Source organism: Mycobacterium sp. BK086, assembly GCA_004362315.1.
Lineage (GTDB): Bacteria > Actinomycetota > Actinomycetes > Mycobacteriales > Mycobacteriaceae > Mycobacterium.
Genome location: SNWL01000004.1, coordinates 301,191 through 326,147, shown reverse-complemented (window position 1 = coordinate 326,147; position 24,957 = coordinate 301,191). Strand labels below are relative to the sequence as shown.

At 65.8% G+C, this 24,957-nt stretch carries 27 protein-coding genes; 16 read left to right on the top strand and 11 right to left on the bottom strand.

What is annotated here, in order from left to right; all coding sequences use genetic code 11:
- Window positions 1-58 precede the first annotated feature (58 nt).
- Window positions 59-1,711 (top strand): acyl-CoA synthetase, encoded by a 1,653-nt coding sequence (locus EV580_RS12260; protein WP_133691449.1) that lies wholly within the window; start codon window positions 59-61, stop codon window positions 1,709-1,711.
- Entirely contained in the window at window positions 1,711-2,832 is a 1,122-nt protein-coding gene (locus EV580_RS12255) for an NAD(P)H-dependent flavin oxidoreductase (RefSeq protein WP_133691448.1), read from the top strand. The genes EV580_RS12260 and EV580_RS12255 overlap by 1 nt, the downstream gene beginning before the upstream one ends.
- Here EV580_RS12255 and EV580_RS12250 read toward each other — a convergent pair.
- The 3 genes from EV580_RS12250 to EV580_RS34625 are packed head-to-tail and all read right to left on the bottom strand — an operon-like array spanning window position 2,829 to window position 3,699.
- Window positions 2,829-3,341, bottom strand: coding sequence for a hypothetical protein (locus EV580_RS12250; RefSeq protein WP_133691447.1), 513 nt, complete (start codon window positions 3,339-3,341; stop codon window positions 2,829-2,831). The two genes, EV580_RS12255 and EV580_RS12250, sit on opposite strands and share 4 nt — an antisense overlap.
- A gap of 5 nt (window positions 3,342-3,346) precedes the next feature.
- Window positions 3,347-3,493, bottom strand: a complete 147-nt coding sequence (locus tag EV580_RS33710) for a hypothetical protein (protein WP_166654681.1) — start codon at window positions 3,491-3,493, stop codon at window positions 3,347-3,349.
- A gap of 50 nt (window positions 3,494-3,543) precedes the next feature.
- A complete protein-coding gene (locus tag EV580_RS34625) occupies window positions 3,544-3,699 on the bottom strand; it encodes a hypothetical protein (RefSeq protein WP_502703925.1) in 156 nt (51 codons plus the stop codon).
- A 263-nt stretch (window positions 3,700-3,962) separates the two neighbouring features.
- Here EV580_RS34625 and EV580_RS12240 point away from each other — a divergent pair, with 263 nt between their 5' ends.
- Window positions 3,963-4,355, top strand: a complete 393-nt coding sequence (locus tag EV580_RS12240; RefSeq protein ID WP_133691445.1) for a VOC family protein — start codon at window positions 3,963-3,965, stop codon at window positions 4,353-4,355.
- Here the strand turns inward: EV580_RS12240 and EV580_RS12235 are convergent.
- The gene (locus EV580_RS12235; RefSeq protein ID WP_286171549.1) at window positions 4,306-5,064 is read right to left on the bottom strand and encodes a helix-turn-helix transcriptional regulator; all 759 of its coding nucleotides are present in this window, start codon (window positions 5,062-5,064) and stop codon (window positions 4,306-4,308) included. The two genes, EV580_RS12240 and EV580_RS12235, sit on opposite strands and share 50 nt — an antisense overlap.
- Window positions 5,065-5,107: 43 nt before the next feature.
- Here EV580_RS12235 and EV580_RS12230 point away from each other — a divergent pair, with 43 nt between their 5' ends.
- Window positions 5,108-6,664, top strand: coding sequence for an acetolactate synthase large subunit (locus EV580_RS12230; RefSeq protein ID WP_133691444.1), 1,557 nt, complete (start codon window positions 5,108-5,110; stop codon window positions 6,662-6,664).
- A 61-nt stretch (window positions 6,665-6,725) separates the two neighbouring features.
- Here the strand turns inward: EV580_RS12230 and fadD17 are convergent, their stop codons facing one another.
- The 3 genes from fadD17 to EV580_RS12215 are packed head-to-tail and all read right to left on the bottom strand — an operon-like array spanning window position 6,726 to window position 10,581.
- Complete coding sequence (fadD17, locus tag EV580_RS12225; RefSeq protein ID WP_166654679.1) at window positions 6,726-8,270, bottom strand: long-chain-fatty-acid--CoA ligase FadD17; 1,545 nt, start codon at window positions 8,268-8,270, stop codon at window positions 6,726-6,728.
- Window positions 8,267-9,364, bottom strand: coding sequence for an acyl-CoA dehydrogenase family protein (locus EV580_RS12220; protein ID WP_133691443.1), 1,098 nt, complete (start codon window positions 9,362-9,364; stop codon window positions 8,267-8,269). The genes fadD17 and EV580_RS12220 overlap by 4 nt, the downstream gene beginning before the upstream one ends.
- Before the next feature lie 32 nt (window positions 9,365-9,396).
- On the bottom strand, window positions 9,397-10,581 hold the full coding sequence (locus tag EV580_RS12215; protein WP_133691442.1) for an acyl-CoA dehydrogenase: 1,185 nt from the start codon (window positions 10,579-10,581) through the stop codon (window positions 9,397-9,399).
- A gap of 174 nt (window positions 10,582-10,755) precedes the next feature.
- Here EV580_RS12215 and EV580_RS12210 point away from each other — a divergent pair, with 174 nt between their 5' ends.
- From EV580_RS12210 to EV580_RS12155, 12 genes are all read left to right on the top strand, one after another.
- Window positions 10,756-10,947, top strand: a complete 192-nt coding sequence (locus tag EV580_RS12210) for a ferredoxin (RefSeq protein ID WP_133691441.1) — start codon at window positions 10,756-10,758, stop codon at window positions 10,945-10,947.
- Between the two features lie 13 nt (window positions 10,948-10,960).
- Entirely contained in the window at window positions 10,961-11,875 is a 915-nt protein-coding gene (locus EV580_RS12205; RefSeq protein ID WP_133691440.1) for a 3-oxoacyl-ACP reductase, read from the top strand.
- Between the two features lie 320 nt (window positions 11,876-12,195).
- Window positions 12,196-12,909 carry an MlaE family ABC transporter permease gene (locus tag EV580_RS12200; RefSeq protein WP_133691439.1) on the top strand — a complete coding sequence of 238 codons (714 nt, stop codon included), beginning with the start codon at window positions 12,196-12,198 and terminating at the stop codon, window positions 12,907-12,909.
- Window positions 12,906-13,748 (top strand): MlaE family ABC transporter permease, encoded by an 843-nt coding sequence (locus EV580_RS12195; protein ID WP_133691438.1) that lies wholly within the window; start codon window positions 12,906-12,908, stop codon window positions 13,746-13,748. The genes EV580_RS12200 and EV580_RS12195 overlap by 4 nt, the downstream gene beginning before the upstream one ends.
- 4 nt (window positions 13,749-13,752) lie before the next feature.
- Window positions 13,753-14,952 carry an MCE family protein gene (locus EV580_RS12190; RefSeq protein WP_133691437.1) on the top strand — a complete coding sequence of 400 codons (1,200 nt, stop codon included), beginning with the start codon at window positions 13,753-13,755 and terminating at the stop codon, window positions 14,950-14,952.
- Window positions 14,952-15,989 carry an MCE family protein gene (locus EV580_RS12185; RefSeq protein ID WP_133691436.1) on the top strand — a complete coding sequence of 346 codons (1,038 nt, stop codon included), beginning with the start codon at window positions 14,952-14,954 and terminating at the stop codon, window positions 15,987-15,989. Before EV580_RS12190 ends, EV580_RS12185 begins: the two co-directional genes overlap by 1 nt.
- On the top strand, window positions 15,982-17,043 hold the full coding sequence (locus tag EV580_RS12180; RefSeq protein ID WP_133691435.1) for an MCE family protein: 1,062 nt from the start codon (window positions 15,982-15,984) through the stop codon (window positions 17,041-17,043). The genes EV580_RS12185 and EV580_RS12180 overlap by 8 nt, the downstream gene beginning before the upstream one ends.
- The gene (locus tag EV580_RS12175) at window positions 17,040-18,401 is read left to right on the top strand and encodes an MCE family protein (RefSeq protein WP_133691434.1); all 1,362 of its coding nucleotides are present in this window, start codon (window positions 17,040-17,042) and stop codon (window positions 18,399-18,401) included. Before EV580_RS12180 ends, EV580_RS12175 begins: the two co-directional genes overlap by 4 nt.
- Window positions 18,398-19,582, top strand: coding sequence for an MCE family protein (locus EV580_RS12170; RefSeq protein ID WP_133691433.1), 1,185 nt, complete (start codon window positions 18,398-18,400; stop codon window positions 19,580-19,582). The genes EV580_RS12175 and EV580_RS12170 overlap by 4 nt, the downstream gene beginning before the upstream one ends.
- Entirely contained in the window at window positions 19,582-21,249 is a 1,668-nt protein-coding gene (locus tag EV580_RS12165; protein WP_133691432.1) for a virulence factor Mce family protein, read from the top strand. Before EV580_RS12170 ends, EV580_RS12165 begins: the two co-directional genes overlap by 1 nt.
- Complete coding sequence (locus EV580_RS12160) at window positions 21,249-21,932, top strand: Rv1363c family protein (RefSeq protein ID WP_133691431.1); 684 nt, start codon at window positions 21,249-21,251, stop codon at window positions 21,930-21,932. The genes EV580_RS12165 and EV580_RS12160 overlap by 1 nt, the downstream gene beginning before the upstream one ends.
- Window positions 21,932-22,414: an Rv1363c family protein gene (locus EV580_RS12155; protein ID WP_133691430.1), complete on the top strand. Its 483-nt coding sequence runs from the start codon at window positions 21,932-21,934 to the stop codon at window positions 22,412-22,414. Before EV580_RS12160 ends, EV580_RS12155 begins: the two co-directional genes overlap by 1 nt.
- Before the next feature lie 5 nt (window positions 22,415-22,419).
- Here EV580_RS12155 and EV580_RS12150 read toward each other — a convergent pair whose 3' ends face one another.
- Genes EV580_RS12150 through EV580_RS12140 form a run of 4 tightly spaced genes read right to left on the bottom strand, consistent with a single transcriptional unit; the run spans window position 22,420 to window position 24,925 of the window.
- Window positions 22,420-23,877 (bottom strand): alpha,alpha-trehalose-phosphate synthase (UDP-forming), encoded by a 1,458-nt coding sequence (locus tag EV580_RS12150; protein ID WP_133691429.1) that lies wholly within the window; start codon window positions 23,875-23,877, stop codon window positions 22,420-22,422.
- A 3-nt stretch (window positions 23,878-23,880) separates the two neighbouring features.
- On the bottom strand, window positions 23,881-24,045 hold the full coding sequence (locus EV580_RS33705; protein WP_005139050.1) for a hypothetical protein: 165 nt from the start codon (window positions 24,043-24,045) through the stop codon (window positions 23,881-23,883).
- Between the two features lie 31 nt (window positions 24,046-24,076).
- Complete coding sequence (locus tag EV580_RS12145) at window positions 24,077-24,511, bottom strand: hypothetical protein (RefSeq protein WP_133691428.1); 435 nt, start codon at window positions 24,509-24,511, stop codon at window positions 24,077-24,079.
- A 30-nt stretch (window positions 24,512-24,541) separates the two neighbouring features.
- The gene (locus EV580_RS12140) at window positions 24,542-24,925 is read right to left on the bottom strand and encodes an intersectin-EH binding protein Ibp1 (protein ID WP_133691427.1); all 384 of its coding nucleotides are present in this window, start codon (window positions 24,923-24,925) and stop codon (window positions 24,542-24,544) included.
- Window positions 24,926-24,957: the final 32 nt, after the last annotated feature.

The window sequence follows — 24,957 nt, the reverse complement described above, 5'->3', positions numbered from 1 at the left end:
CTTCCAGCATCTTTGCCACAGACTTGTGTCGAAATGTAACACGTTCTAGTTTGGGTCCGTGGCCCTGAACATAGCCGACCTAGCCGAACACGCCATCGATGCCGTGCCTGACCGCGTTGCCTTCATCTGCGGTGAGGACCGGATCACTTTCGCCGAGTTGGAGGACAAGGCGAATCGCTTCGCTCATTACCTCCTCGACCACGGCGTCAAGAAGGACGACAAGGTCGGGCTTTACTGCCGGAACCGCATCGAGATCGTCATCGCGATGCTGGGCACCATCAAGGCCGGCGCGATCCTGGTCAACGTCAACTTCCGCTACGTCGAGGGCGAACTGCGCTACCTGTTCGAGAACTCCGACATGGTGGCGCTGGTGCACGAGCGCCAGTACTCCGACCGCGTCGCCAACGTCCTGCCCGACACCCCCGACGTCAAGACGATCCTGGTGATCGAAGACGGCAGCGACAACGACTTCGGCCGCTACGGCGGCGTCGAGTTCTACTCGGCCCTCGCCGAGAGCTCGCCCGTGCGCGATTTCGGCGAGCGCAGCGAGGACGACATCTACCTGCTGTACACCGGCGGGACCACCGGCTTCCCCAAGGGCGTGATGTGGCGCCATGAGGACGTCTATCGGGTTCTGTTCGGCGGCACCGACTTCGCGACCGGTGAGTTCGTCAAGGACGAGTACGACCTGTCCCGGGCTGCGGTCACCAATCCGCCGATGGTCCGCTACGCGATCCCGCCGATGATTCACGGCGCCACCCAGTCGGCGACCTGGATGTCGATCTTCTCCGGCCAAACCACCGTCCTGGCACCGGAATTCGACGCCGACGAAGTCTGGCGCACCATTCACGAGCACAAGGTGAACCTGTTGTTCTTCACCGGTGACGCGATGGCGCGCCCGCTGCTCGATGCGCTGCAGGCGGCGATCGACAGCGGCAAGGAGTACGACCTCTCCTCGCTGTTCCTGCTGGCCAGCACCGCGGCGCTGTTCTCCACCAGCCTCAAGGAGAAGCTGCTGGAACTGCTCCCCAACCGGGTCATCACCGACTCGATCGGCTCCTCGGAGACCGGCTTCGGCGGTACCAGCATCGTGGCCAAGGGCGAGCACCACATGGGTGGCCCGCGAGTGTCGATCGACCACCGCACCGTCGTGCTCGATGAGGACGGCAACGAGGTCAAGCCCGGCTCCGGGGTCCGTGGCGTGATCGCCAAGAAGGGCAACATCCCGGTCGGCTACTACAAGGACGAGAAGAAGACCGCCGAGACGTTCCGCACCTACAACGGTGTGCGCTATGCGATCCCGGGCGACTACGCCGAGGTCGAGGCCGACGGCACTGTCACGATGTTGGGCCGCGGCTCGGTGTCGATCAACAGCGGCGGCGAGAAGATCTACCCCGAAGAGGTCGAGGCCGCGCTCAAGGGTCATCCGGATGTGTTCGACGCCTTGGTCGTCGGCGTGCCCGATCCCCGCTTCGGCAACCATGTCGCGGCCGTGGTCGCACCCCGTAAGGGCGCCCGCCCGACGCTGTCTGATCTGGATACGTTCGTGCGCAAGGAGATTGCCGGGTACAAGGTGCCGCGCAGCCTCTGGATCGTGGACGAGGTGAAGCGGTCGCCGGCCGGCAAGCCCGACTACAAGTGGGCCAAGGACCAGACCGAGGAGCGTCCCGCCGACGAGGTTCACGCCAAGCACGCGGGTGCCAGCAGCTGATGCGTACAGAGCTCTGCGATCGGTTCGGCATCAAGTACCCGATCTTCGTCTTCACCCCGTCGGAGAAGGTCGCCGCCGCGGTCAGTCGCGCAGGCGGTATGGGCGTGCTGGGTTGTGTGCGGTTCAACGACGCCGACGACCTCGAGGCCGTCTTGCAGTGGATGGACGAAAACACCGACGGCAAGCCGTACGGCGTCGACATCGTGATGCCGGCGAAGATCCCCACCGAGGGCACGGCCGTCGACATCAACAAGCTGATCCCGCAAGAGCATCGGGACTTCATCGCCAAGACGCTGGCCGACCTGGGCGTGCCCCCGCTGCCTGAGGACGAAGCGAAGAACGAGGGTGTGCTGGGCTGGCTGCATTCGGTGGCCCGCTCGCATGTGGAGGTTGCGCTCAAGCACCCGATCAAGCTGATCGCCAACGCGCTTGGTTCACCGCCCAAAGACGTCATCGACCAGGCGCACGAGCACGGGGTGCCGGTGGCCGCGCTCGCCGGGTCGGCCAAACATGCTCAGCGGCACGTCGAGAACGGTGTCGACATCGTGGTGGCCCAGGGTCACGAGGCCGGCGGGCACACGGGCGAGATCGGCTCCGTGGTCCTGTGGCCGGAAATCGTCGACGCGCTCGACGGCAAGGCTCCGGTACTGGCGGCAGGCGGCATCGGCACCGGCCGGCAGGTCGCTGCCGCACTGGCGCTCGGAGCCTCCGGCGTGTGGATGGGCTCGGCCTTCCTGACTTCCGCCGAATACGACCTCGGACACCGCGAACCGGGCGGCACGTCGACGATCCAGGACGCGCTGCTGCGGGCCAGCTCCAGTGACACCGTGCGCCGCAAAATCTACACCGGTAAGCCGGCGCGGCTGCTGAAGACGAAGTGGACGGACGCGTGGGACGCCGAGGGCGCCCCGGACCCGCTGCCCATGCCGCTGCAGAACATCCTCGTCAGCGAGGCGCATCAGCGGATGAACGAGTCCGACAATCCCGATACCGTCGCGATGCCGGTCGGTCAGATTGTGGGGCGGATGAACGAGATCCGACCCGTCGCCGACATCATCGCCGAACTGGTCGAGGGCTTCGAGGCCGCGAGCCGGAAACTGGACACGGTCCGCGACAGCTAGCGCTGGGTCTCGTCTCGTAGCGCCGCTTCGGCCCAGTAACCGCCCATTCCCGATGGGATCGCGATGACGCGGATGGTGCGTGGCGTCGGTGGTTGTCCGGGGCAGAGTTGCTGCAGCTTCATATCGAAGCCGCGGGCCTGGCTGGGGTGGTACCAAGGCACGTCGGCCGGATCTTGTTCACCTTTGTCTTCGACTCCGTTCAGGGCGTACTGACAGCCGTGCGGGGGAAGCATCGGCGTGATGTTTGCAGTGATCGCCTTGAGGTTGGCATCTGATTCAGGCTGCCCGTCAATGCGCATGAGATCGACGTTGTCGGGATTGTGGGTGTTGAGTCCTGCCAAAACGGCTTCGGCGGCTTTCTGTTGTGTTGCGGCGTTGTAGTCCTTCATCGGGTAGGGGTTCACGTCTTCTGTCGCGTACAGATACCAGAGCGCAGCGCCGCCCAGACAGAGGAGCGCGATTGCGAGAGTGACCACCACGATTGAGCGGGTGGGTTTCGCAGCCGGCATCCTTCTCACTCTCCGGGATAGGTCAGATGGACGAACTCGACAGATGCTGAACCGCCGTTGAAGCCGCCGTTGTCAGGCATCCAGTTATTGTGAAAGTTGTTGTCTCCGTTGGCATGTTGGTCGATAATGTCGACCAGGGCACCGTTCTCCATTTTTTGTCCTGGCCTGGGACAGGAATTCCCGCGCCTAGGACGGCAGGCATCTACCCGGGAACAGGTCCGTAGCCCAGCGCCGCGAGGCGCTGTGCGGAGTTGTCCTCCGTGTTCACGTACTGCGTTGCAGCAGAGATCAGCTTGTCGCCCGTGGCCTGTACGCGGGTGGCCATGGCCGCTGCCGCGGTCCCGACCGCCGTGTACACGCTGCCGACCGCAGCTGCTGTTGCCTGCGCTGGCGGTCCCACCCGTCCGGTGGGAACCTGGCTGGCTAAGCGCGCTGCGTCGACTGAGCACTGTCCAGCAAGTGCATGTAAGCCCTCGTCGCAAACGTCGAAAGCCAGCATCGGCTCAGTCTAGGACGAATACCCGGCACGTCTATTCACCCAGATCCGCGGCAGCTCGCCCGCCGCTGCAACCTGTCCGATTTGTTCACGACTTGCCGGGGAAGGGGCCATAACCTGCAGTCATGGACATCGCCATCACATCGACCGTCATCGAAATCGTGTCGAGCGACCTGCCCCGTTCGCTGTCCTTCTACCGGCTGCTCGGCCTGGCTGTGCCGGACCCGGACGGGCCGCATGTCGAAATAGAACTGCCGGGCGGCAACCGGTTGGCATTCGACACCGAGGAGATCATTGCGGGGATGCATCCGGGGTGGACGCCGCCGACCTCCGCGGGCCGGGTGGCGTTGGCCTTCGGGCTGCGCTCGGCGGCCGAGGTCGACGAGTTGTTCACCCGCGTCGTCCACGCCGGACATCCCGGCACGCTCGAGCCGTTCGATGCGCCGTGGGGCCAGCGCTACGCCAGCGTCACGGACCCGGACGGTACGACGGTCGATCTGTTTGCGGCGCTGGGATGACGACCGCCGCGACGGGCAAACCGGAGAGCGCCCGCACCTCTCGGTGTAGATGCGGCTGGTCGGCATATCCTGCTCGAGCGGAAGCTTCTGCGACGGAGGTGTCGGCACGCAGCATCGCGACCGCCCGTCTGAAGCGCAGGACCCGCCGCAGCGTGGCCGGGCCATAGCCGTACACGTTGGCGCACTGTCGCTGTAAATGTCTTGTCGACCAACCGATTTCACTGGCGACATCACTCATTGCGGCGCCGTGTCCCAGAGCGTGGGTCACTGCCGCGAGCTGCGGGAGGGACCAGGGAGCTGTTTCCTTCGTGGGTTCGCCGTTGAGTAGTTGTCCAGTGACGTCGGTGAGCGAGCCGCGTACGTCGGGGCGCAGCTCGGCCAACGGAACCCGAGCATTGAGCAGCTCGGCCGCGGGCACGCCGAGCAGACGGGGCAGGACACCAGGGTGGAACCGCATGCCGGTCACCTCGACCGAATCGGGGTTGCTGACGAACGACGCGGTGTCGGGACCGGCCACCACTATCGAGCCGTTCAGTTCGATCAGATCCATGCACCCGTCGGGCAGCACGTGAGTAGGTCTGTGAGCGTCGGACCGCCACACGCATTCGACCAGAGGCCGCAGCGGTCGCGCCGGCGCAACCTCGCGATAGCCCATGTATCCGACGGTAGCCAACCCCACCGACAACGGACTGGGCACAACAGCGGACACGATCTGCGACAGCTTGCCAGCCGACCTGATTAAGCTCGGTCGGGTGAATGGCGCACAGGCACTGATCACGACGTTGGTCGACGGCGGCGTGGACGTGTGCTTCGCCAATCCGGGCACCTCCGAGATGCACTTCGTCGCCGCGCTGGACACGGTGCCGCAGATGCGCGGTGTGCTCACGCTCTTCGAGGGGGTCGCCACCGGCGCCGCCGACGGCTACGCACGCATCGCGGGCAAGCCCGCTGCGGTGCTGCTGCACCTCGGTCCCGGGCTGGGCAACGGGCTCGCCAACCTGCACAATGCGCGACGCGCACATGTGCCGATGGTCGTCGTCGTCGGCGATCATGCGACCTATCACAAGAAGTACGACGCGCCGCTGGAGTCCGACATCGATTCGGTGGCTCAGACGGTCTCCGGCTGGCTGCGCCGCAGCATCACCGTGGCCGACGTCGCCGCCGATACTGCCGAGGCCATCGCGTCGGCGAGCAGTCACAAACACATCTCCACGTTGATCCTGCCCGCCGACGTGTCCTGGGACGAGGGCGCCGCGCCCTTCGAAAACTCTGCGGTACAGGTGAATCCGATCGATGTGAACCTGACCCAGGTCGAGGACGTCCTGAAGTTGGGCGAGCCGACGGTGATCATGGTCGGTGGCGACGCTACGGGTGTGGACGGCCTGTCCGCGGCGGTCCGACTCGCGCAGGTGTGCGGCGCGCGGGTCATGTGCGAGACGTTCCCGACCCGCCAGGCGCGCGGAGCCGGTGTACCGGCCGTGGAGCGGCTCGCCTACTTCGCCGAGGCCGCCGTCGCGCAGCTCGCCGGGGCACGACATCTCGTATTGGCAGGGGCGCCGCATCCGGTCTCGTTCTTCGCCTACCCAGGCAAGGCCAGTGATCTGGTGCCCGAGGGATGCGCCGTTCACACGCTGGCCGGGCCCGTCGGTGCCGCCGCCGCCCTGCAGGTACTTGCCGATCGGGTGGCACCGGACGAGATTGCCGCCACCGCGGTGTCGTCGCGACCGGCATTGCCCAGCGGCCCGCTCACCGTCGTGACCTCGGCCGAGGTGATCGGCGCACTTCTTCCCGACCAGGCCATCGTCGTCGACGAGTCCAACACGTCGGGAGTCCTTCTGCCGCAAGCGACCTCGGGTGCCCCGGCACATGACTGGCTGACCCTCACCGGCGGTGCGATCGGGTACGCCCTGCCGGTGTCGGTCGGGGCCGCGATCGCCGCACCGGAGCGTCCGGTGTTGTGCCTGGAGTCCGATGGCTCGGCGATGTACACGATTTCGGCGTTGTGGACTCAAGCGCGCGAGCAGCTCGACATCACCACCGTCGTCTACGCCAACCGCGCCTACGACATCCTGCGGATCGAACTGCAGCGGGTCGGCGCCGAGGCAGTGGGGGAGGGACCTGGGCCCAAAGCTGAGGCACTCCTCGATTTGACCGGTCCCACACTGGATTTCGTGCGGATCGCCAAGGGTATGGGGGTGCCCGCCCGCCGGGTCGGTACCGCCGAGGAGCTTGCCGACGCGCTGCAGTGGGCTTTCGGCGAGCCGGGGCCGCACCTGATCGAGGCGGCCATGCCCTCGATCGCGGGCTAGCGTGCGTTGAGTCAGTAATCAGAGCGCGATCTTGGCGCGAATCTTCGCTCTGAAGTCTGACTCAACGGGGAATCTGATACACCGGGTCCGCGCACTCCAGCGCCTCGGCCGAGAGCCTGCGCTTGATGATCTTGAACGTCTCGGTGCTCGGCAGGGCGGTGCTCACCCGGACATATGACGGCCATTGTTTGGGGCCGAGATCGTCCTGGGCGGCCAGGAATTCGCGGAACGCGGCCGGATCGAATTCCGCGTCCTGTGGGAGCACCAGCGCGGCCATCACCCGATCGCCGACGGCCGGGTCGGGGATGGGGTACACCACCGCCTCGGTGACGTCGGGATAGCGCATCAGCACCCGTTCGATCGGCGCGGTGCCCAGGTTCTCGCCGTCGACCCGCATCCAGTCGCCCAGGCGGCCGGCGAAGTGCACGTAGCCGGCGTCGTCCCGGTAGGCCAGATCTCCGCTGTGGTACATCCCACCGGTCATTCGTTCGGTCTCGGCCTCGGGTGCGTTGTAGTAACCGCGGAAATTGCCTGGGCCGGTGAGGTTTACCAGCTCGCCGATCACGCCGGGTGGGCAGGGCTGCCCGGTCTCGACGTCGATGATCTCGAGGCCTTCCGGCAGCGGCCCCAGCGCGCCTTCGGGGGTATCCGGGGTGCGGGCGATGTTCACCCCACCCTCGGTGGAGCCGAAGCCGTCGACGACGGTCACACCGAAGCGCTGTGCGAACCGGTCGATATCGCGCGGCGCGGCCTCGTTGCCGTAGACGATGCGCAGCGGGTTGTCGGCATCATCGGGCAGTGCCGGGGTGGCCAGGATGTAGGACATCGGCTTGCCGACGTAGTTGGCGTACGTGGCGTTGAACCGCCGTGCATCGGGGATGAACTGCGAGGCGGAGAACTTGCGCCGCAACGCAATCGACGCTCCCGCCGCCACCGCGACCGCCCAGCCGGCCATCACCGCGTTCGAGTGGAATAGCGGCATCGACAGATAGCAGGTATCGGCGGGCCCCAGCCCGAACCGCTCGGCCAGCATCACTCCGGGGAAGGCGACCTTCTCGTGAGTGCACCGCACCGCTTTCGGGTCACCGCTGGTGCCCGAGGTGAAGATCAGCATGAACAGATCGTCGAAACGGCTGGGCGCGAACGTGACCGGTGAGCCGCGGAACTGTGCGAGCTCGTCGGACCAGGCGCTAGTCCCGACATCGATGACGGCCACACCCTCGGGGACAAAACCGGCGCCGTAGGCCTCCGGCCCGACATTGTCGGCGTCGGCGAGCACCAGCTGGCAGTCCGCCTTCTCGATGTCACGCGCCAGTGCTTCGCCGCGGCGGGTGGGGTTCAGCCCGACCGGAACCAGCCCGGCCAAGGCCGCCGCCACCAGCAGCGACGAGAAGAACGGCGTATTGCCCAGCAGCACACCGATATGCGGCGGCTTGGCCGGATCCAGCCGGGCTTTCAGGGCAGCCGCCAGGTCGGCGGCATCCTGAACATGTTGGCGCCAGGTCGAATACGAGCCGTCGTCGGCGTAGATACCGCGATCGTCGACGTCGGCCAGCCGCACGAGCAGATCGGTGACGGTCTGCTCGTCGCTCACGGGTGCGGTCAAGCCGGCGTGTCGGCCAGCTCGCGGCCGATCTGCCGCAGCTGTGCGGTTGCGCCGCCGAGCGCGAATTCGATCTGCTTGGCGGTGATGAAGTAGCGGTGTACCTGGTGGTCGGTGTCGATGCCGACACCGCCGTGGACGTGCACGGTGGTGTGCGCCACCCGATGCCCGGCCTCAGCCGCCCAGAACGCCGCGGTGGCAACCTCGACGTCGGCAGGCAGATCCTCCGAGAGCCGCCACGACGCCTGCACGAGAGCCAACCCCAGACCCTTGATGTCGATGTAGTCGTCGGCAAGCCGAGCCGATACTGCCTGGAAGCTGCCGATCGGCCGCTCGAACTGCTCGCGGGTGCGCGCATATTCGGCCGTCAGCTCCAGCGCACGTTCCAGGACACCGAGCTGGAAGGCGGTGTGTCCCAACGTCTTGTGGGTGCTCAGCCAGGCCAGGACATCCGCATCGCCGACGATCCGGTCGGCCCCGACCTCGACACCGGCCAGATCGAGCTCACCGGCGCTGTTCTTGCCGGTGGTCAACAGCGGGGTCACCGAAACCCCGGCGTCACCGGCGGCGACCAGGAACACCTTTGTGCCGGAGTCGGTTTCGGCGGGGACCAGGAAGGCGTCGGCGACCGGTCCGAAGTCGACCTGGGTACGGGTACCGGTGAGCTTGAAACCGTCACCGGCGCTGGTGGCCTGCACGGGACCCTGGCCGAACTCTCCGTCGAGAGCCACAGTCAGGATCTTCTCCCCGGACACCGCCGGGGCCGCCCACGCCTCACGCAGCTCGGGCGTACCGAACCGGGCCAGCGCGCTGGCGCCCAGGACAACCGACTCCAGGTAGGGCACGGCGGCGAGCTGGCGGCCCAGCGCTGCCAGGATGGCCGTCTGCTCGAGGACGCCGTACCCGCCGCCGCCGATCGACTCCGGTGCGGCCGTCGACAGGATGTCGGCGTCGATCAGCTTGCGCCACAACTCGGTATCGAATCGTTGGTCGAGGCCGTCGAGCTCGCGCTGATGTTGCGGCGTGCACACGGCGTCGACGATGGTGCCGACCAGCCCCGAGAGATCCTGCGCGGCTTCTGTTCTGGTGAAATCCATGTCAGTCCTAATTCTTCCAGGTCTTCGGTGCTTTAGCGGTTGACTCGGGGCAGGCCCAGCGCGACCATGCCGATGATGTCGCGCTGGATCTCGTTGGTGCCGCCACCGAAGGTGAGGATCAGGGCCGAGCGATGCATCCGCTCGACACGACCGCGCAGCAGCGCGCCGTGGGAATCCTGGCGCAGCGTGGCCGACGGACCGAGGATCTCCATCAGCAGCCGGTAGGCCTCGGTGGCCAGCTCGGTGCCGAAGACCTTGGCTGCCGAGGCGTCCGCGGGATTCAGCGTTCCGCTCTTCGCCGACGCCAGCTCCCAGTTGATCAGCTTGAGGTACTCGGCCTTGGCCAGCACCCGCGCGAGATTGAGTTGCACCCACTCGGAGTCGATCAGGCGATTGCCGTGGACGTCCTTGGTGTTCTGCGCCCACTCGCGAACCTGGTTGAGCGCCAGGAAGATCGGCTGAGCGGACACCAGGGCGACGCGCTCGTGGTTCAGCTGGTTGGTGACCAGCTTCCAGCCGCCGTTCTCCTCGCCGACCCGGGTGGACACCGGAACCCGCACGTCCTGGTAGTAGGTGGCGCTGGTGCCGACGCCGGCCATCGTGTGAACCGGCGTCCACGAGAAGCCCTCGGAGGTGGTCGGCACGATCAGCACCGAGATGCCGCGGTGCTTCTTCGCGTCGGGGTTGGTGCGTACCGCCAGCCACACGTAGTCGGCGTACTGGATCAGGCTGGTCCACATCTTCTGGCCGTTGATCACATAGTCGTCGCCGTCGCGCACTGCCGTCGTCCGCAGGGCTGCCAGGTCGGTGCCGGCGCCGGGCTCGGAATAGCCGATCGCGAAATGCAGATCACCGGCGGCGATCTTGGGCAGATAGAAGGCCTTCTGCTCGTCGGTGCCGTACGCCATGATCGTCGGCGCGACGCTGTTGATGGTCAGGAAGGGCACCGGCGCTCCGGCGACGGCGGCCTCGTCGGTGAAGATCAGTGAATCCATGGGGTCGCGGTTCTGGCCGCCGTACTCCGTCGGCCAGTTCAGGGTGAGCCAGCCGTCCTTGCCCATCTGGGACACCGTGTCGCGATAGACGTTGCCGGTGCCGATCTCGCCACCGGTCGTCGACATCAGCGCTTCCTGGCGTTCCGGGGTCATCAGCTTGCCGAAGTAGGCCCGCAGTTCGCGGCGCAGCTCCTCTTGTTCAGGGGTGTAACTGATCCGCATCTGCTCGATCCTTCGTTGGAGTTCCCAGCTGCCGGCGACCCGCCGACACTCCTGGTTGTAACACGTTCTAGTCTTGTGGTCCAGCGCCCGTTAAGACCAGGTATCGATCGATCAGGTCGTATCGTGGTGCTGCGAACGCCCCGCCGTCGGGGTCTGTCAGCCAAGGAGGTTGTCGTGCGAGTCGAAGTCGATCGTGATCGTTGTGAAGGTAACGCCGTCTGCGTGGGAATCGCGCCGGACCTGTTCGAACTCGACGACGAGGACTACGTCATGGTGACCAAGGATCCGATCCCCGCGGACCGGGAGGATGTGGCCGAGCAGTCCATCGCCGAATGCCCCCGCGCCGCCCTGACCCGCAAAGACTAGAGGTATTCGTAAGTTGACTGCACAAGACGACGCGATTGATCTGTCCGGACGCGTAGCGGTGGTGACCGGTGCCGCCTCCGGCCTCGGCCGTGCCGAGGCCATCGGGTTGGCGAAATCCGGTGCGACGGTCGTCGTCAACGACATGGCCAAGGCGCTCGACGAATCCGACGTGCTCGACGAGATCAGCTCGGCCGGATCCAAGGGAGTCGCGGTTGCCGGCGATATCAGCCAGCGCTCGACGGCCGACGAACTGGTGTCCTGTGCCGACGGGCTCGGCGGGTTGAACATCGTCGTCAACAACGCCGGCATCACCCGTGATCGCATGTTGTTCAACATGACCGACGAGGATTGGGACGCGGTCATCGCGGTGCACCTGCGGGGGCACTTCCTGCTCACCCGCAACGCGGCGACCTACTGGCGCAACCAGGCCAAAGAGAACGACGGCACGGTCTATGGCCGGATCATCAACACGACGTCGGAAGCCGGCCTGTCCGGGCCGATCGGCCAGGCCAACTACGGTGCGGCCAAGGCCGGCATCACCGCGCTGACGCTGACGGCGTCGCGCGCACTGGGCCGCTATGGGGTGCGGGCCAATGCGATCGCCCCACGGGCACGCACCGCGATGACCGCCGACGTGTTCGGCGACGTTCCCGAACTCGCTGAGGGTGAGGTGGACCCGCTGTCGCCCGAACATGTCGTGACCCTGGTTCGCTTCCTGGCCTCGCCGGCCGCGGACAAGGTCAACGGACAGGTCTTCGTCGTCTACGGCCCGTCAGTCGCGTTGGTGGCGGCACCGACCACCGAGCACCAGTTCGATGCCGACGGCGCCGCGTGGAATCCGGCGACCCTGGGCGCATCGATGGGGGCCTACTTTGCTGACCGTGACCCGGAGCGCAGCTTCGGTGTGATGGGCCTACTGCGCGACTGATCGGTTGCACAGGCCGCGCCGGCGGCCATAGGGTAGAACACGTTCTAGGATGAGCTGGGTCACACAGCCGCTGAACTGGGCAGATCAGCGTAAGTGGGCTTATTTTTTGGGCTTTGACACCCCGAACTTGTTCTAGTTAAAATTCCACAGTCACGTTCACAAACTGTGACGCCCGGGTCGGGGGACGAACAGGACGACAGCCGTAGCGAGCCGGTGGGCTTCGCTAACGCTGCACGTCAGCGGTGAGCCTGGCGAGGAGGAATTCGATCGCAATCGATCAGCTCGCGGCTCCCGCACGGGCCGTGGGCGGGTTCTTCGAGATGTCACGCGAGACCCTGGCGGCGACGTTCCGGCGACCCTTTCAATTCCGCGAGTTCCTCGACCAGACGTGGATGATTGCCCGGGTTTCACTGATCCCGACACTCTTGGTGGCGATACCGTTCACCGTTCTCGTCGCCTTCACGCTCAACATCCTGCTGCGTGAGATCGGCGCTGCCGACCTCTCGGGCGCGGGCACCGCGTTCGGCACCATCACCCAGCTGGGTCCCGTCGTCACAGTGCTCGTCGTGGCCGGTGCCGGGGCGACGGCCATCTGTGCCGACCTCGGCGCACGCACGATCCGCGAAGAGATCGACGCGATGCGAGTTCTGGGCATCGACCCGATTCATCGTCTGGTCGTGCCGCGCGTGCTGGCGTCGACCTTCGTGGCACTCCTGCTTAACGGCTTGGTCTGTGCGATCGGCATTTCCGGCGGCTATGTCTTCTCGGTGTTGCTGCAGGGCGTGAACCCGGGCGCCTTCATCAACGGGCTGACGGTGCTGACCGGATTGCCCGAACTCGTCCTCGCCGAAATCAAGGCGCTACTTTTCGGCGTGACCGCCGGCCTGGTCGGCTGCTATCGAGGCCTGACGGTGAAGGGTGGCCCGAAGGGCGTCGGCGTGGCCGTCAACGAGACCGTGGTCTACGCGTTCATCTGCCTGTTCGTCATCAATGTGGTCACGACGGCCATCGGCGTGCGGGTGCTGACCAAATGAGTTACGACGCAACGGTCCGGTTCCGGCGACTCTTTCGCGGCCTGCCGCGGATCGTCGACACGTTCGGGGAACAAGCATTGTTCTACGGCCAGACCATGCGCTACGTCCCCAACGCGCTCACCCGGTATCGCAAGGAGACCATCCGGCTGATCGCCGAGATGACGTTGGGCACCGGCGCGCTGGTGATGATCGGTGGCACGGTCGGGGTGGCCGCCTTTCTGACCCTCGCCTCCGGTGGCGTCATCGCTGTCCAGGGTTATTCGTCGCTGGGCAACATCGGCATCGAGGCGCTGACCGGGTTCCTGTCGGCATTCCTCAACGTCCGCATCGTCGCTCCGGTGATCGCGGGTATCGCGCTGGCCGCCACCATCGGCGCGGGCACCACCGCGCAGCTGGGTGCCATGCGGGTGGCCGAGGAGATCGACGCCGTCGAATCGATGGCCGTGCATTCGATGTCGTATCTGGTGTCGACCCGGCTGATCGCCGGGCTGATCGCGATCATCCCGCTGTATTCACTGTCGGTGCTCGCGGCGTTCTTCGCGGCGCGGTTCACCACCGTCTACGTCAACGGCCAGTCCGCCGGGCTCTACGACCACTACTTCAATACGTTCCTGATCCCGACGGATCTGCTCTGGTCGTTCTTGCAGGCGATCGCCATGTCGGTGGCGGTGATGCTGGTTCACACCTACTACGGCTACACGGCGTCCGGCGGCCCGGTCGGCGTGGGAATCGCTGTGGGACAAGCGGTCCGCACCTCGCTGATCGTTGTCGTTGTGATCACCCTGTTCATCTCGCTCGCCGTCTATGGCGCGTCCGGCAACTTCAATCTCTCCGGGTAGCGCGATGGCCGACCTGTCGAGAACCGCCTACGTCCGGATCGCCGCCGCGATCCTGGCCACGGTGCTGGTCGTGTTCGTCGTGTTCACCTACCTGGCGTACACGGCGGCCTTCACCTCCACCGACAAGGTGATCGTCTTTTCGCCCCGCGCCGGACTGGTGATGGAGTCCGATGCCAAGGTCAAGTATCGGGGTATCCAGATCGGCAAGGTCAAAGACATTGCCTACGTAGGGGATCAGGCCAAGCTAACCCTCGCGATCGACAGCAACCAGCTGCGGTATGTCCCGGCCAACGCGGGCGTCCGGATCGCAGGCAACACGATCTTCGGCGCGAAGTCGGTCGAGTTCACCGCACCCGCGCAGCCGACTGGGATGTCACTGCGGCCCGGTGCAAGTGTGCAGGCCTCCTCGGTGCAGCTCGAGGTCAACACCTTGTTCCAGACGCTGACCGACGTGTTGCACAAGATCGACCCGGTGGATCTGAACGCCACCCTGAGCGCGCTCGGCGAAGGACTGCGTGGCCATGGCGAGGATCTCGGCGCGCTGCTGAGCGGTACCAATCAGCTTGCCGCCCAGCTGAATCCGAAGATGCCAACGGTGCAGTCGGATCTGCAAAAGGCGGCGGCCGTGGGCAATATCTATGCCGACGCCGCACCCGACCTGGTCACCGTTTTCACCAACACCCCGACGATCAGCAAGACAGTTGTGGACGAACAGGACAACCTCAATGCGTCGCTGATGTCGGCAATCGGCCTGGCCAACAACGGGTATGACACGTTCGCACCGGCGCAGGACGATTACATCGCGGCCATTCAGCGGCTGCGTGCCCCGCTGAAGGTGCTCGGCGACTACTCGCCCGAATACGGTTGCCTGCTCAAGGCTGTGACGAAGGCGATCCGCAACTTCGCCCCGGTGCTGGGTGGTACCAAGCCCGGTCTGTTCACGTCGTCGAACTTCATTCTCGGCGCGCCCAACTACACGTATCCGGAAAGCCTGCCGATGGTGAACGCCGGTGGCGGACCGAACTGCCGGGGCCTGCCGGATCTGCCCAGCAAGCAATTCGGCGGATCCTGGTACCGTGCACCGTTCCTCGTCACCGACAACGCCTACATCCCCTATGAGCCGTTCACCGAACTTCAGGTCGACGCGCCGTCCACACTGCAGTTCCTGTTCAACGGTGCCTTCGCCGAACGGGATGACTTCTGATGGATACGCATCGTTCGAATGTGATCAAGGTCGGGATCTTCTCGGTGGTGATGATTCTCGTCGCCGCCGGCCTGGTGGTTGTCTTCGGCCAATTCCGGTTCAGCAACACCAATGGTTTCCACGCCACGTTCGCCAACGCGTCGCGACTGAAATCCGGGAACGACGTGCGCATCGCCGGTGTCCCGGTCGGGTCGGTTTCCGCTGTCGCGTTGAATCCCGACAACACCGTCGACGTCAGCTTCAACGTCGACAAGCGCTACCAGCTGTATACCTCCACGCGCGCGGTGATCCGCTATCAGAATCTGGTCGGCGATCGCTTCCTCGAGATCGCCTCGGGCCCAGGGGATCTGCGCAAGCTCCCGGCGGGTGCCACCATTCCGCAAGTCAACACCCAGCCCGCGCTCGACCTGGATGCCCTGCTCGGTGGTTTGCGGCCGGTGCTGAAAGGCTTGGACGGCAACAAGATCAACGAGATCAGCAACGCCGTCATCCAGATGTTGCAGGGCCAGGGCGGAGCGCTGTCGGACCTGCTGGCCAACACCGGCACGTTCACCCAGAGCCTGTCCGCCCGCTACCAGGTGATCTCCGATGTGATCAACCACCTCAACACGGTGCTGTCCACCGTGGATGCCAAGAGCGCGGAGTTCAACGCCAGTGTCGACGAGTTGCAGAAGCTGATCACCGGGCTGGCCCAGAACAAGGATCCGATCGCGGGCGCGATCCCGCCGCTGGCATCGGCGGAGAACGACCTGACCGATATGTTGAAGAACTCCCGCCGGCCGCTGCAGGGCGTCATCGAGAACGTCCGGCCGCTGGCCACCGAATTCGACAACCGCAAGACCGAAGTCAACACGGTGATCGAACCGCTGGCCGAGAACTATCTGCGGCTCAACGCACTTGGTGCCTACGGAGCGTTCTTCAACATCTTCTACTGCTCGGTGCGCATCAAGATCAACGGTCCGGCCGGCAGCGACATCCTCATCCCGTTCGGTGGTCCGCCGGATCCGTCGAAGGGCAGGTGCTCGGAAAATGGCTAACGGCCGTCGCGAGAGCAACCCGGTTCGCACCGGCATCTTCGGTATCACGCTGGTCGTGTGCGTCGTGCTGGTGTCCTTCGGCTACAGCAAGTTGCCGTTCTGGCCGCAGGGCAAGCCGTACGAGGCCTTCTTCACCGACGCCGGCGGCATCACACCCGGCAATGACGTCAACGTGTCGGGTATCAACGTGGGCAAGGTGACGTCGGTGGCGCTCGCCGGTGCCTTGGCCAAGGTGACGTTCACCGTCGACCGCAAGATTCACGTCGGCAACCAGACTCTGGTGGCGATCAAGACCGACACGGTGCTCGGCCAGAAGTCCCTGGACGTCACCCCCGCCGGCGGCGGCGAGTCCACGTCCATCCCGGTGGGACGCACCACCGCGCCCTACACGCTCAACACCGCGCTGCAGGACCTGGGCCGCAATACCGCCGAGCTGGACAACGATCAGTTCACCAAGGCGCTCGGGGTGCTCACCGAATCGCTGCGCGATGCCACCCCCCAACTGCGCGGGGCCCTCGACGGCGTCGCCGCACTGTCCCGCAGCATCAACGCCAACGATCAGGCGCTGGCCGAACTTCTGGCCCATGCCCGCTCGGTCAGCCAGACCCTGGCCGACCGCGCCAGCCAGGTCAACCAGCTCGTGGTCGATGGCAACCAGCTGTTCGCCGCGCTCGACGAACGCCGCGCGGCGCTGAGCAATTTGATCGCCGGCATCCAGGGTCTGGCGCAACAGCTTTCGGGGTTCGTCGCCGACAATCGCCGTGAGTTCGGCCCGGCCCTGGAGAAGTTGAACCTGGTGCTGGACAACCTGTTGCAGCGCAAGGATCACATCAGCGCGGCCCTGCATCGACTTCCGCCGTATGCCACCGCGCTCGGTGAGGTGGTCGCATCGGGCCCGGGCTTCCACATCAACCTCTACGGTCTGCCGCCCGCGCCGATCGCCGAAGTCCTGTTCGATACCTACTTCCAACCCGGCAAGCTGCCGGACAGTCTTTCGGACTATCTGCGCGGTCTGATCTCGGAGCGCCTCATCTTCAGGCCGAAGTCGCCATGAGCACAGCACGTTTCGGAAGAGGCTGGCGCATCGGCGTGGTGGCGCTGCTGGTGGCGGCGCTGGTCGGTGGCATCTACCTGGTATGGCCGGGCGCGAAGTCCACCACGATCGTCGGGTACTTCAGCTCGGCGGTCGGGCTCTATCCCGGCGACGATATTCGCATCGTGGGTGTTCCGGTCGGCACCATCTCGGCGATCGAACCGCAGGCCGACGCCGTCAAGATCACCATGGCCCTGAACAACGGGATCAAGGTGCCCGCCGACGCCCACGCGATCATCGTCGCGCCGAACCTGGTGTCGGCCAGGTTCATTCAGCTGACCCCGGCATACACCGAAGGCCAGGCGATGGCCGACGGTGCGAGCATCGGACCCGACCGCACCGGCGTGCCGGTGGAATGGGACGAGGTCAAAGAGGAACTCACCAAGCTGAGCCGGACGCTGGGGCCGCAGGCCGGCACCCAGGGGCCGCTCGCCGACTTCGTCAACCAGGCCGCCGACACCTTCGACGGCAACGGCGACTCGTTCCGGCAGGCTCTGCGTGAACTATCCCAGACCGCAGGCAGATTGGGTGATTCGCGGACCGACCTGTTCGGCACGGTGCGCAATCTCCAGGTCCTCGTCAATGCGCTGTCGAACAGCAACGAGCAGATCGTGCAGTTCTCCGGTCACCTGGCTTCGGTCTCGCAGGTGCTGGCCGACAGTTCGCAAGATCTGGACGGCACGCTGGGCACCCTCAATCAGGCGCTGTCCGACGTGCGGGGATTCCTGCACGACAACAACGACGCCCTGATCGGCCAGGTCAGTAAGCTCGCCGACTTCACCAAGATCCTGTCCGACCAACACGATGACCTCGAACAGTTGCTGCACGTGACGCCCAATGGGCTGGCCAACTTCTACAACATCTACAACCCGGCCCAGGGCACGCTGGCGGGTCTGTTGTCGCTGCCCAACTTCCAGAACCCGGTGCAGTTCATCTGCGGCGGTTCCTTCGACGCCGGCGCGACCGTGGACAACTACAAGCGCGCCGAGGTGTGCCGCGAGCGGATGGGCCCGGTGCTGCGCCGGCTGACGATGAACTTCCCGCCGTTGCTGTTCCACCCGATCAACAGCATCACCGCTTACAAGGGCCAGATCATCTACGACACCCCCGAGACTCAGGCCAAGGCGCAGACGCCGATCCCAGATCTGCACTGGCAGCCCAACCCCGGTGTCATCCCGCCGCAGGCCCCGCAGAGCGGTGACCTCAGCGCGTTCATGGTCCCGCAGACACCGGCGGGCCCGTCGGCCGCGCCGTCGGCCGGTGATGCTCCGCTGCCCGCCGAGGCGCCGCCGGTACCGGCCGCGGGAGGTGGGGGATGAGCGAGCGTTCGTGGGTTCGCCGTGGATTCCGGTTCACTGCACTGGGTTCCGGTGTGGTGCTGCTGGCCGGCTGCCAGTTCGGCGGACTGAACTCGCTGGATATGCCGGGAACCGCGGGCCACGGCCGAGGCTCGTACACCGTATCGGTCGAACTGCCCGACGTCGCAACGCTTCCGCAGAACTCCCCGGTGATGGTCGACGATGTGACTGTCGGGAGTGTCTCGGGCCTGCAGGCCATGCAGCGGTCCGACGGTACGTTCTACGCGGCGGTCAAGCTGTCGCTGGACGCCGGGGTCGACCTGCCCGCCAACGCCACCGCCAAGGTCGCTCAGACCTCGCTGCTCGGCTCGCAGCATGTCGAATTGGCCGCTCCGGCAGACCAACCCGCCCAGGGCAGGCTCGGTGACGGCTCGGTGATCCCGATCGCCCACACGGGGCGCTACCCGACGACCGAAGAGGTGCTGTCCTCGCTCGGTGTGGTGGTCAACAAGGGCAATCTCGGAGCGATACAAGACATCTCCGATGCGGCGTACGCCGCGGTGGCCGGGCGTACCGATACGTTCGTCGACCTGATCCCGCGCCTGGCCGAGCTGACTTCGGCGCTCAACGCGCAGACCAACGACATCCTGGCCGCCGCGGACGGTCTTGACCGATTCGCCGCGATCCTGGCCCAGAACAAGGACAGCCTGGCGCGGACACTGGACGGTCTGCCTGCGGCGCTCAAGGTGCTCAACAACAACCGGGCCAATATCGTCAGCGCCTTCGCCGCTCTGCAAAAGTTCGGCACCGTCGCCGCCAGGATGCTCTCGGAGACCAAAGAGGACTTCGCCGCCGACCTCAAGGATCTCTACCCGGTCATCAAGGCGCTCAACGACAACCGATCCGATCTGGTGGGGTCACTGGATCTGCTGCCGACGTTCCCGTTCACCACGAAGTACCTGCGTCGCGCGGTGCGCGGTGACTATCTCAACGTGTTCGTCACCTTCGACCTGACCTTGCGCCGCCTCGGCGAGTCCATCTTCACCACGTCGCTCGGCCTCGACCCCAACATGCGGCATCTGGACGAGGTCGTCAATGCACCTGACTGGCTCGTCGGCCAGCAGGCCAACCTCTCCGGGCAGGCGGCGGATCCGTTCAAGATTCCGCCAGGGACGGCGTCGGGGCAGGAGGCGCCGAGGTAATGCTCGACCGGCTGACCAGAGTCCAACTCAGCATCTTCGCGATCGTCACCGTGATCACCGTGACCGCGATCGCGTTGTTCTACCTGCACCTGCCTGCCAAGCTCGGGCTCGGTTCCTACACCGTCACCGCCGATTTCGTCACCGGCGGAGGCCTCTACCAGAACGCCAACGTGACCTATCGCGGTGTCACGGTCGGTCGGGTGGAGTCGGTTCAGCTGACCGACAACGGGGTCGACGCCAACATGCGACTCAACACCGACGTCAAGATTCCGGCCAACGTCACCGCGACCGTCAAAAGCGTGTCGGCTGTCGGTGAGCAGTACATCGACCTCGTCCCGCCCGGGCACCCGTCGCGGGATGCGCTGCGCACCGGATCCCGTATCGGCCAGGATCGCACCGCCGTCGGCCAGGACATCGCCGACTTGCTGCACGAGGCCGACACTTTGGTCAGCAGCGTCGGGAACACGAAACTCCAACAGCTGCTGAAGGAGACATTCAAGGCGTTCAACGGGTCGGGCCCCGAACTGGCGCGGTTGATCCAGTCCTCCCGGCAGCTGGTCGACGAGGCCAACGCCAACTGGCCGCAGACCTCGGCACTGATCGACCAGACCGGACCGTTCCTGGACGCGCAGGTCCGCAGCGGCGACAACATCCGCACCCTTGCCGACGGGCTGGCCCGGTTCACCAGCCATGTCGCACAGGCGGATCCGCAGCTGCGCCAGACGCTGGCGACGGTGCCCGGAGCCACCGCGGAGGCTGATACCGCGTTCACCGGCATTCGCCCCTCGTTCCCGGTGCTGGCGGCGAACCTGGCGAACCTCGGCCGCGTCGGGGTGATCTACCACAAGTCGATCGAGCAGGCGCTGGTGATCCTGCCTGCATTGTTCGGCGCGCTGATCACCGTCGCGGGTGGCGAACCCCTCGACGAGGGCGGCAAGCTGGACTTCAAAGTCGACCTCGGCGATCCGCCGCCCTGCGTGACCGGGTTCATCCCGTCGCCGTTCATCCGATCGCCGTCGGACACCACGGTGCGTGATCTGCCGACCGATCTGTATTGCAAAGTGCCGCAGAACGACCCGAGTGCGGTACGCGGTGCGCGAAACTATCCGTGCCAGGAGTTCCCCGGCAAGCGCGCGCCGACCGTCCAACTGTGCCGGGATCCCAAGGGCTACATCCCGATCGGCAACAATCCCTGGCGCGGGCCGCCGGTTCCGGCCGGAACCCCGGTGACGGACGGCCGGAACATCCTGCCGCCCAACAAGTATCCCTACATCCCGCCGGAGAACGATCCCGATCCCGGACCGCCGGTGGTCGGGCCGTTGCCGCCGGGAGTGCCCGAGGGGCCCGGCCCGGCACCGCACCAGCCGTGGCCGGTGCAGCCGCCGCCCAACGATTCCGGCCCGCCGGTGCCGTTGCCCTACCTGCCGCCGGGGCCGTATCCGCCGCAGGATCCCATGCTTCCGTACCCGGCGACCATCCCACCGCCCCCGCCGCCGGTCGGTACCGGACCCGTGCCGCAGGCCAGTGCCCGGTACGGCACCTACGACCAACACAGCGGGACATTCGTCGATCCGGCAGGCGGCAGCGGCGTTTTCGCGCCGGGTGACCCCAATCTTCGTCCGGCCGAGAACTGGGTGGACTTGATGCTCGACCCGAGGCAGGTGTGATGACCACAGAGGCGACCACAACAGAGCGGCCCAGCCGGCGGCGCGCATCGCGGGCGGCAGGACCCACCGCCGATACCGCCGCGGCCGTCACCTCGATGGCCGTGGAGAGCGCGCCCAAACCGGAGCCCGCTCCGGCCAAGGCGCTTCGCCCACCGCCACGGCGGGCCGGCAACCGGCGCCGGGTTGCGATCATCGGGTTGGTGGCGGTGGCCTTGCTGGGATCCGTGGCCGGTGGCGCGGTCGCCTGGCTTGCGGTGCAGCACAAGGACATTACCGCCCAACAGGACCGCGATCAGCGTTTCATCGACACCGCCAAGCAGACCGTGGTCAACATGTTCAGCTTTACCCCGGACAACATCGACCAGAGCGTCAACAGATTCGTCGGCGACACCAGCGGACCCCTGCGCGACATGCTCAGCCAGAACAACAACGTCGAAAACCTCAAGGCGATGTTCCGCGACACGAACGCCAGCTCCGAAGCCGTGATCAACGGTGCCGCACTGGAAGCCGTCGACAATGTCAGCAACAACGCCTCGGTGCTGGTGGCGGTCCGGGTCACGGTCACCGATATGCAGGGGGTCAACAAGCCGTCGCAGCCGTACCGGATGCGGGTGATCGTCCACGAGGACGACAACGGCCGGATGACCGGTTATGACCTGAAGTATCCCGACGGGGGCAACTGATGCGTTGGGTTGTCACCGGATTGGCGGCCGTGCTGGCCGCGGTGTTCGTCGGTGCCGCAGGTGTCGGCGGTGCGCTCTATTGGGACCGCGTGCAGAGCAGGGCCGAGCAGTCGGTGCGGGCCGAGCTGCCCGGTATCGCCAAGCAGCAGATCCCGGCGGTCTTCGGCTACGACTACCAGACCGTCGAGCGCAGCCTCACCGACGCCTACACGCTGCTCACCCCGGCCTATCGCAAGGAATTCGAACAGCGGGCCAACGCCGACATCATCCCGCAGGCCCGGCAGCGGCAGGTCGTCAGCCAGGCCAACGTCGTCGGCGTGGGAGTGATGGACGCACATCGTGATTCGGCGTCAGTGCTGGTGTATCTGAACCGGACGGTGACGGACAAAAGTCGCCAGCCGCTCTATGACGGCAGTCGGCTTCGGGTGGACTACGAGAAGATCGACGGACGCTGGCTGATCAACTACATCACGCCGATCTAGGCAATCTAGTCGGGATCGCCTTGGCTGTTGGCGTTGGCCAGGACATCGAGAAATGACCGTGCCCAGCGGTCGACATCGTGGGCGAGCACCTGGCGTCGCAGTGCCCGCATCCGCCGTCGGCCTTCCTCGGGAGTCTGGTTCACAGCGGCCTCGATGGTGTCCTTGACACCTTCCAGGTCGTGCGGGTTGGTGAGATAGGCCTGACGGAGTTCGGCTGCGGCACCGGTGAATTCACTGAGCACCAGGGCGCCGCCCAGGTCGCTGCGGCAGGCTACGTACTCCTTGGCCACCAGGTTCATCCCGTCGCGAAGAGGTGTCACCAGCATGACGTCGGCAGCCACGAAGAAGGCGATCAGATCGTCGCGGGGGACCGGACGATGAATGTAGTGCACCACCGGGTGGCCGACTTCGCCGTACTCGCCGTTGATGTGGCCCACCTGCTGCTCGATCTCGTTGCGCAGCACGCGGTAGCTCTCCACCCGCTCGCGGCTCGGGGTGGCCAGTTGCACCAGGACCGTGTCGTCCCGCTTGGCGCGCCCCTCGGCGAGCAGTTCCGAAAACGCTTTGAGCCGAACGTCGATGCCCTTGGTGTAGTCCAACCGGTCGACGCCGAGCAGGATCTTGCGGGGGTTTCCGAGCTCGGCGCGAATCTCTTTGGCCCGCTTGCGGATATCGCGGTTGCGTGCCGTCCGATCCAGCTCCGCGGAATCGATGGAGATCGGAAAGGCGCCGACCTTGACTGTCCGCAATCCCAGCTGCACTTCGCCGAACCGCGACCGCACGCCGACCGAGGCTCGAGATGTGTTGGCGCCGACCAGGCGTCGCGACAGGAACAGGAAGTTCTGCGCGCCACCGGGCAGATGGAACCCCACCAGGTCCGCGCCCAGCAGGCCCTCGATGATCTCGGTTCGCCACGGCATCTGCATGAACAACTCGACCGGCGGGAACGGAATGTGCAGGAAGAAACCGATGGTCAGATCCGGTCGCAACGTCCGCAGCATCTTGGGCACCAGTTGCAGCTGGTAATCCTGGACCCACACGGTGGCGCCCTCGGCGGCGGCGCGCGACGTCGCTTCGGCGAATCGCCGGTTGACGTCGACATAGCGATCCCACCACTCGCGGTGGTAGCTCGGTTTGACGATCACGTCGTGATACAGCGGCCAGAGGGTCGCGTTGGAGAAACCCTCGTAGTACTCGGCGACGTCGTCGGCCGATAGGCGCACCGGGAAGAGTTGCAAGTCTTCCTCGACGATGGGGTCTTCCGGGCCGTCGATGATGCCGGGCCAGCCGATCCAGGCGCCGCGTTGCTTGCGCAGCAGCGGCTCCAGTGCGGTCACCAGACCGCCAGGGCTGCGTTTCCAGGTCAGGCTGCCGTCCGGCAGCCGCTCCATATCGATCGGCAGCCGGTTGGCCACCACCACGAATTCAGAATTTCCGGAGCGGGCTTTCCGGCTCCCTGCCACGGACTACGCCTCGAGCTTTGACGGCCCAATGCCGAGCATCGACAGGAAGACCCGACATTCGTCGGCGTCGTTTGCATAGGCCGCGACCACGCGCCGGGCCTGGCGCGCCGTGCTGTCGGCCAGCGGTTCCACGTCGTCGATGTCCGTGGGATCAGATTTTGCAGGCATCTCTCAACCTTAGCGAAGGGGTGATCAGCCGCTACGGGCTCGATGAAATCGTCGACTTGGGCTGGACCGGCACGTTGTCCTGGTCTTCCTCGTAGCAGACCGTGGACTGCCAGTAGCCCGTGCAGGAATCGCCGTTGATGTTGGGCACCAAGTCGGCTCCGATGCCGGTGTCGCTGGTCGTCGTTATGTCCTGGGTGGTGCGCGGCTGGATATCGTCGAACGCCTGATCACCGTTGGTGGTGGCAATCGAGGTCATGGTCGGCGTGCAGTTGCCGGTCGACGGGTCCAACGACTCGCCCGACTGGCAGCCACCCCCACCGCCCGGTTGCGATGCCACCGGCTGGGGGCCGCTCGGGCCCGGGTCGGGGATACCGCCTTCGGCGTGCGCCGCCGGCGCAGCGATGACCGCGAGCGCGCATGCGCTCGCGGTCAGCAGCTTGACTATCCAGGTGGACTGGACTGGCATCATTGCCCTCCTAATCCGCCCGCCCGCGTACTACGGGCTGGACGAAATGCTCGAATGCGGCGTGACCGCCGGCACCTGATTCTCCTGCAGGCCGATGCACTGGCCAGTGTTGGCGCCCGTGCAGGGAATGCCCTGGACCTCGGGCAGGCTGTTCGGGTCGCCCGGGGTCGAGAAGGTGGTGTTGCCACCACTCGACGGCGTGGGGTAATTGCCGCCCGGCTGGTTCGGCACCATCTCCGGGATGCACTGGTCGGTGTAGAGATCCTCGGACTCGCCTGCCGGGCACGCGATGGCGGGACCGGCCGGCGAACCCGACGGTGACGCTACGAAGGCAACGGCGGGCGCGGCCGCGATCGCGATGCTGAATCCACCCGCGAGGAGAATGCGGCGGCCGACTGAGGAGGAAATCGCCATACTTCACACTTCCTAGAGAAGTTGACGGAGTT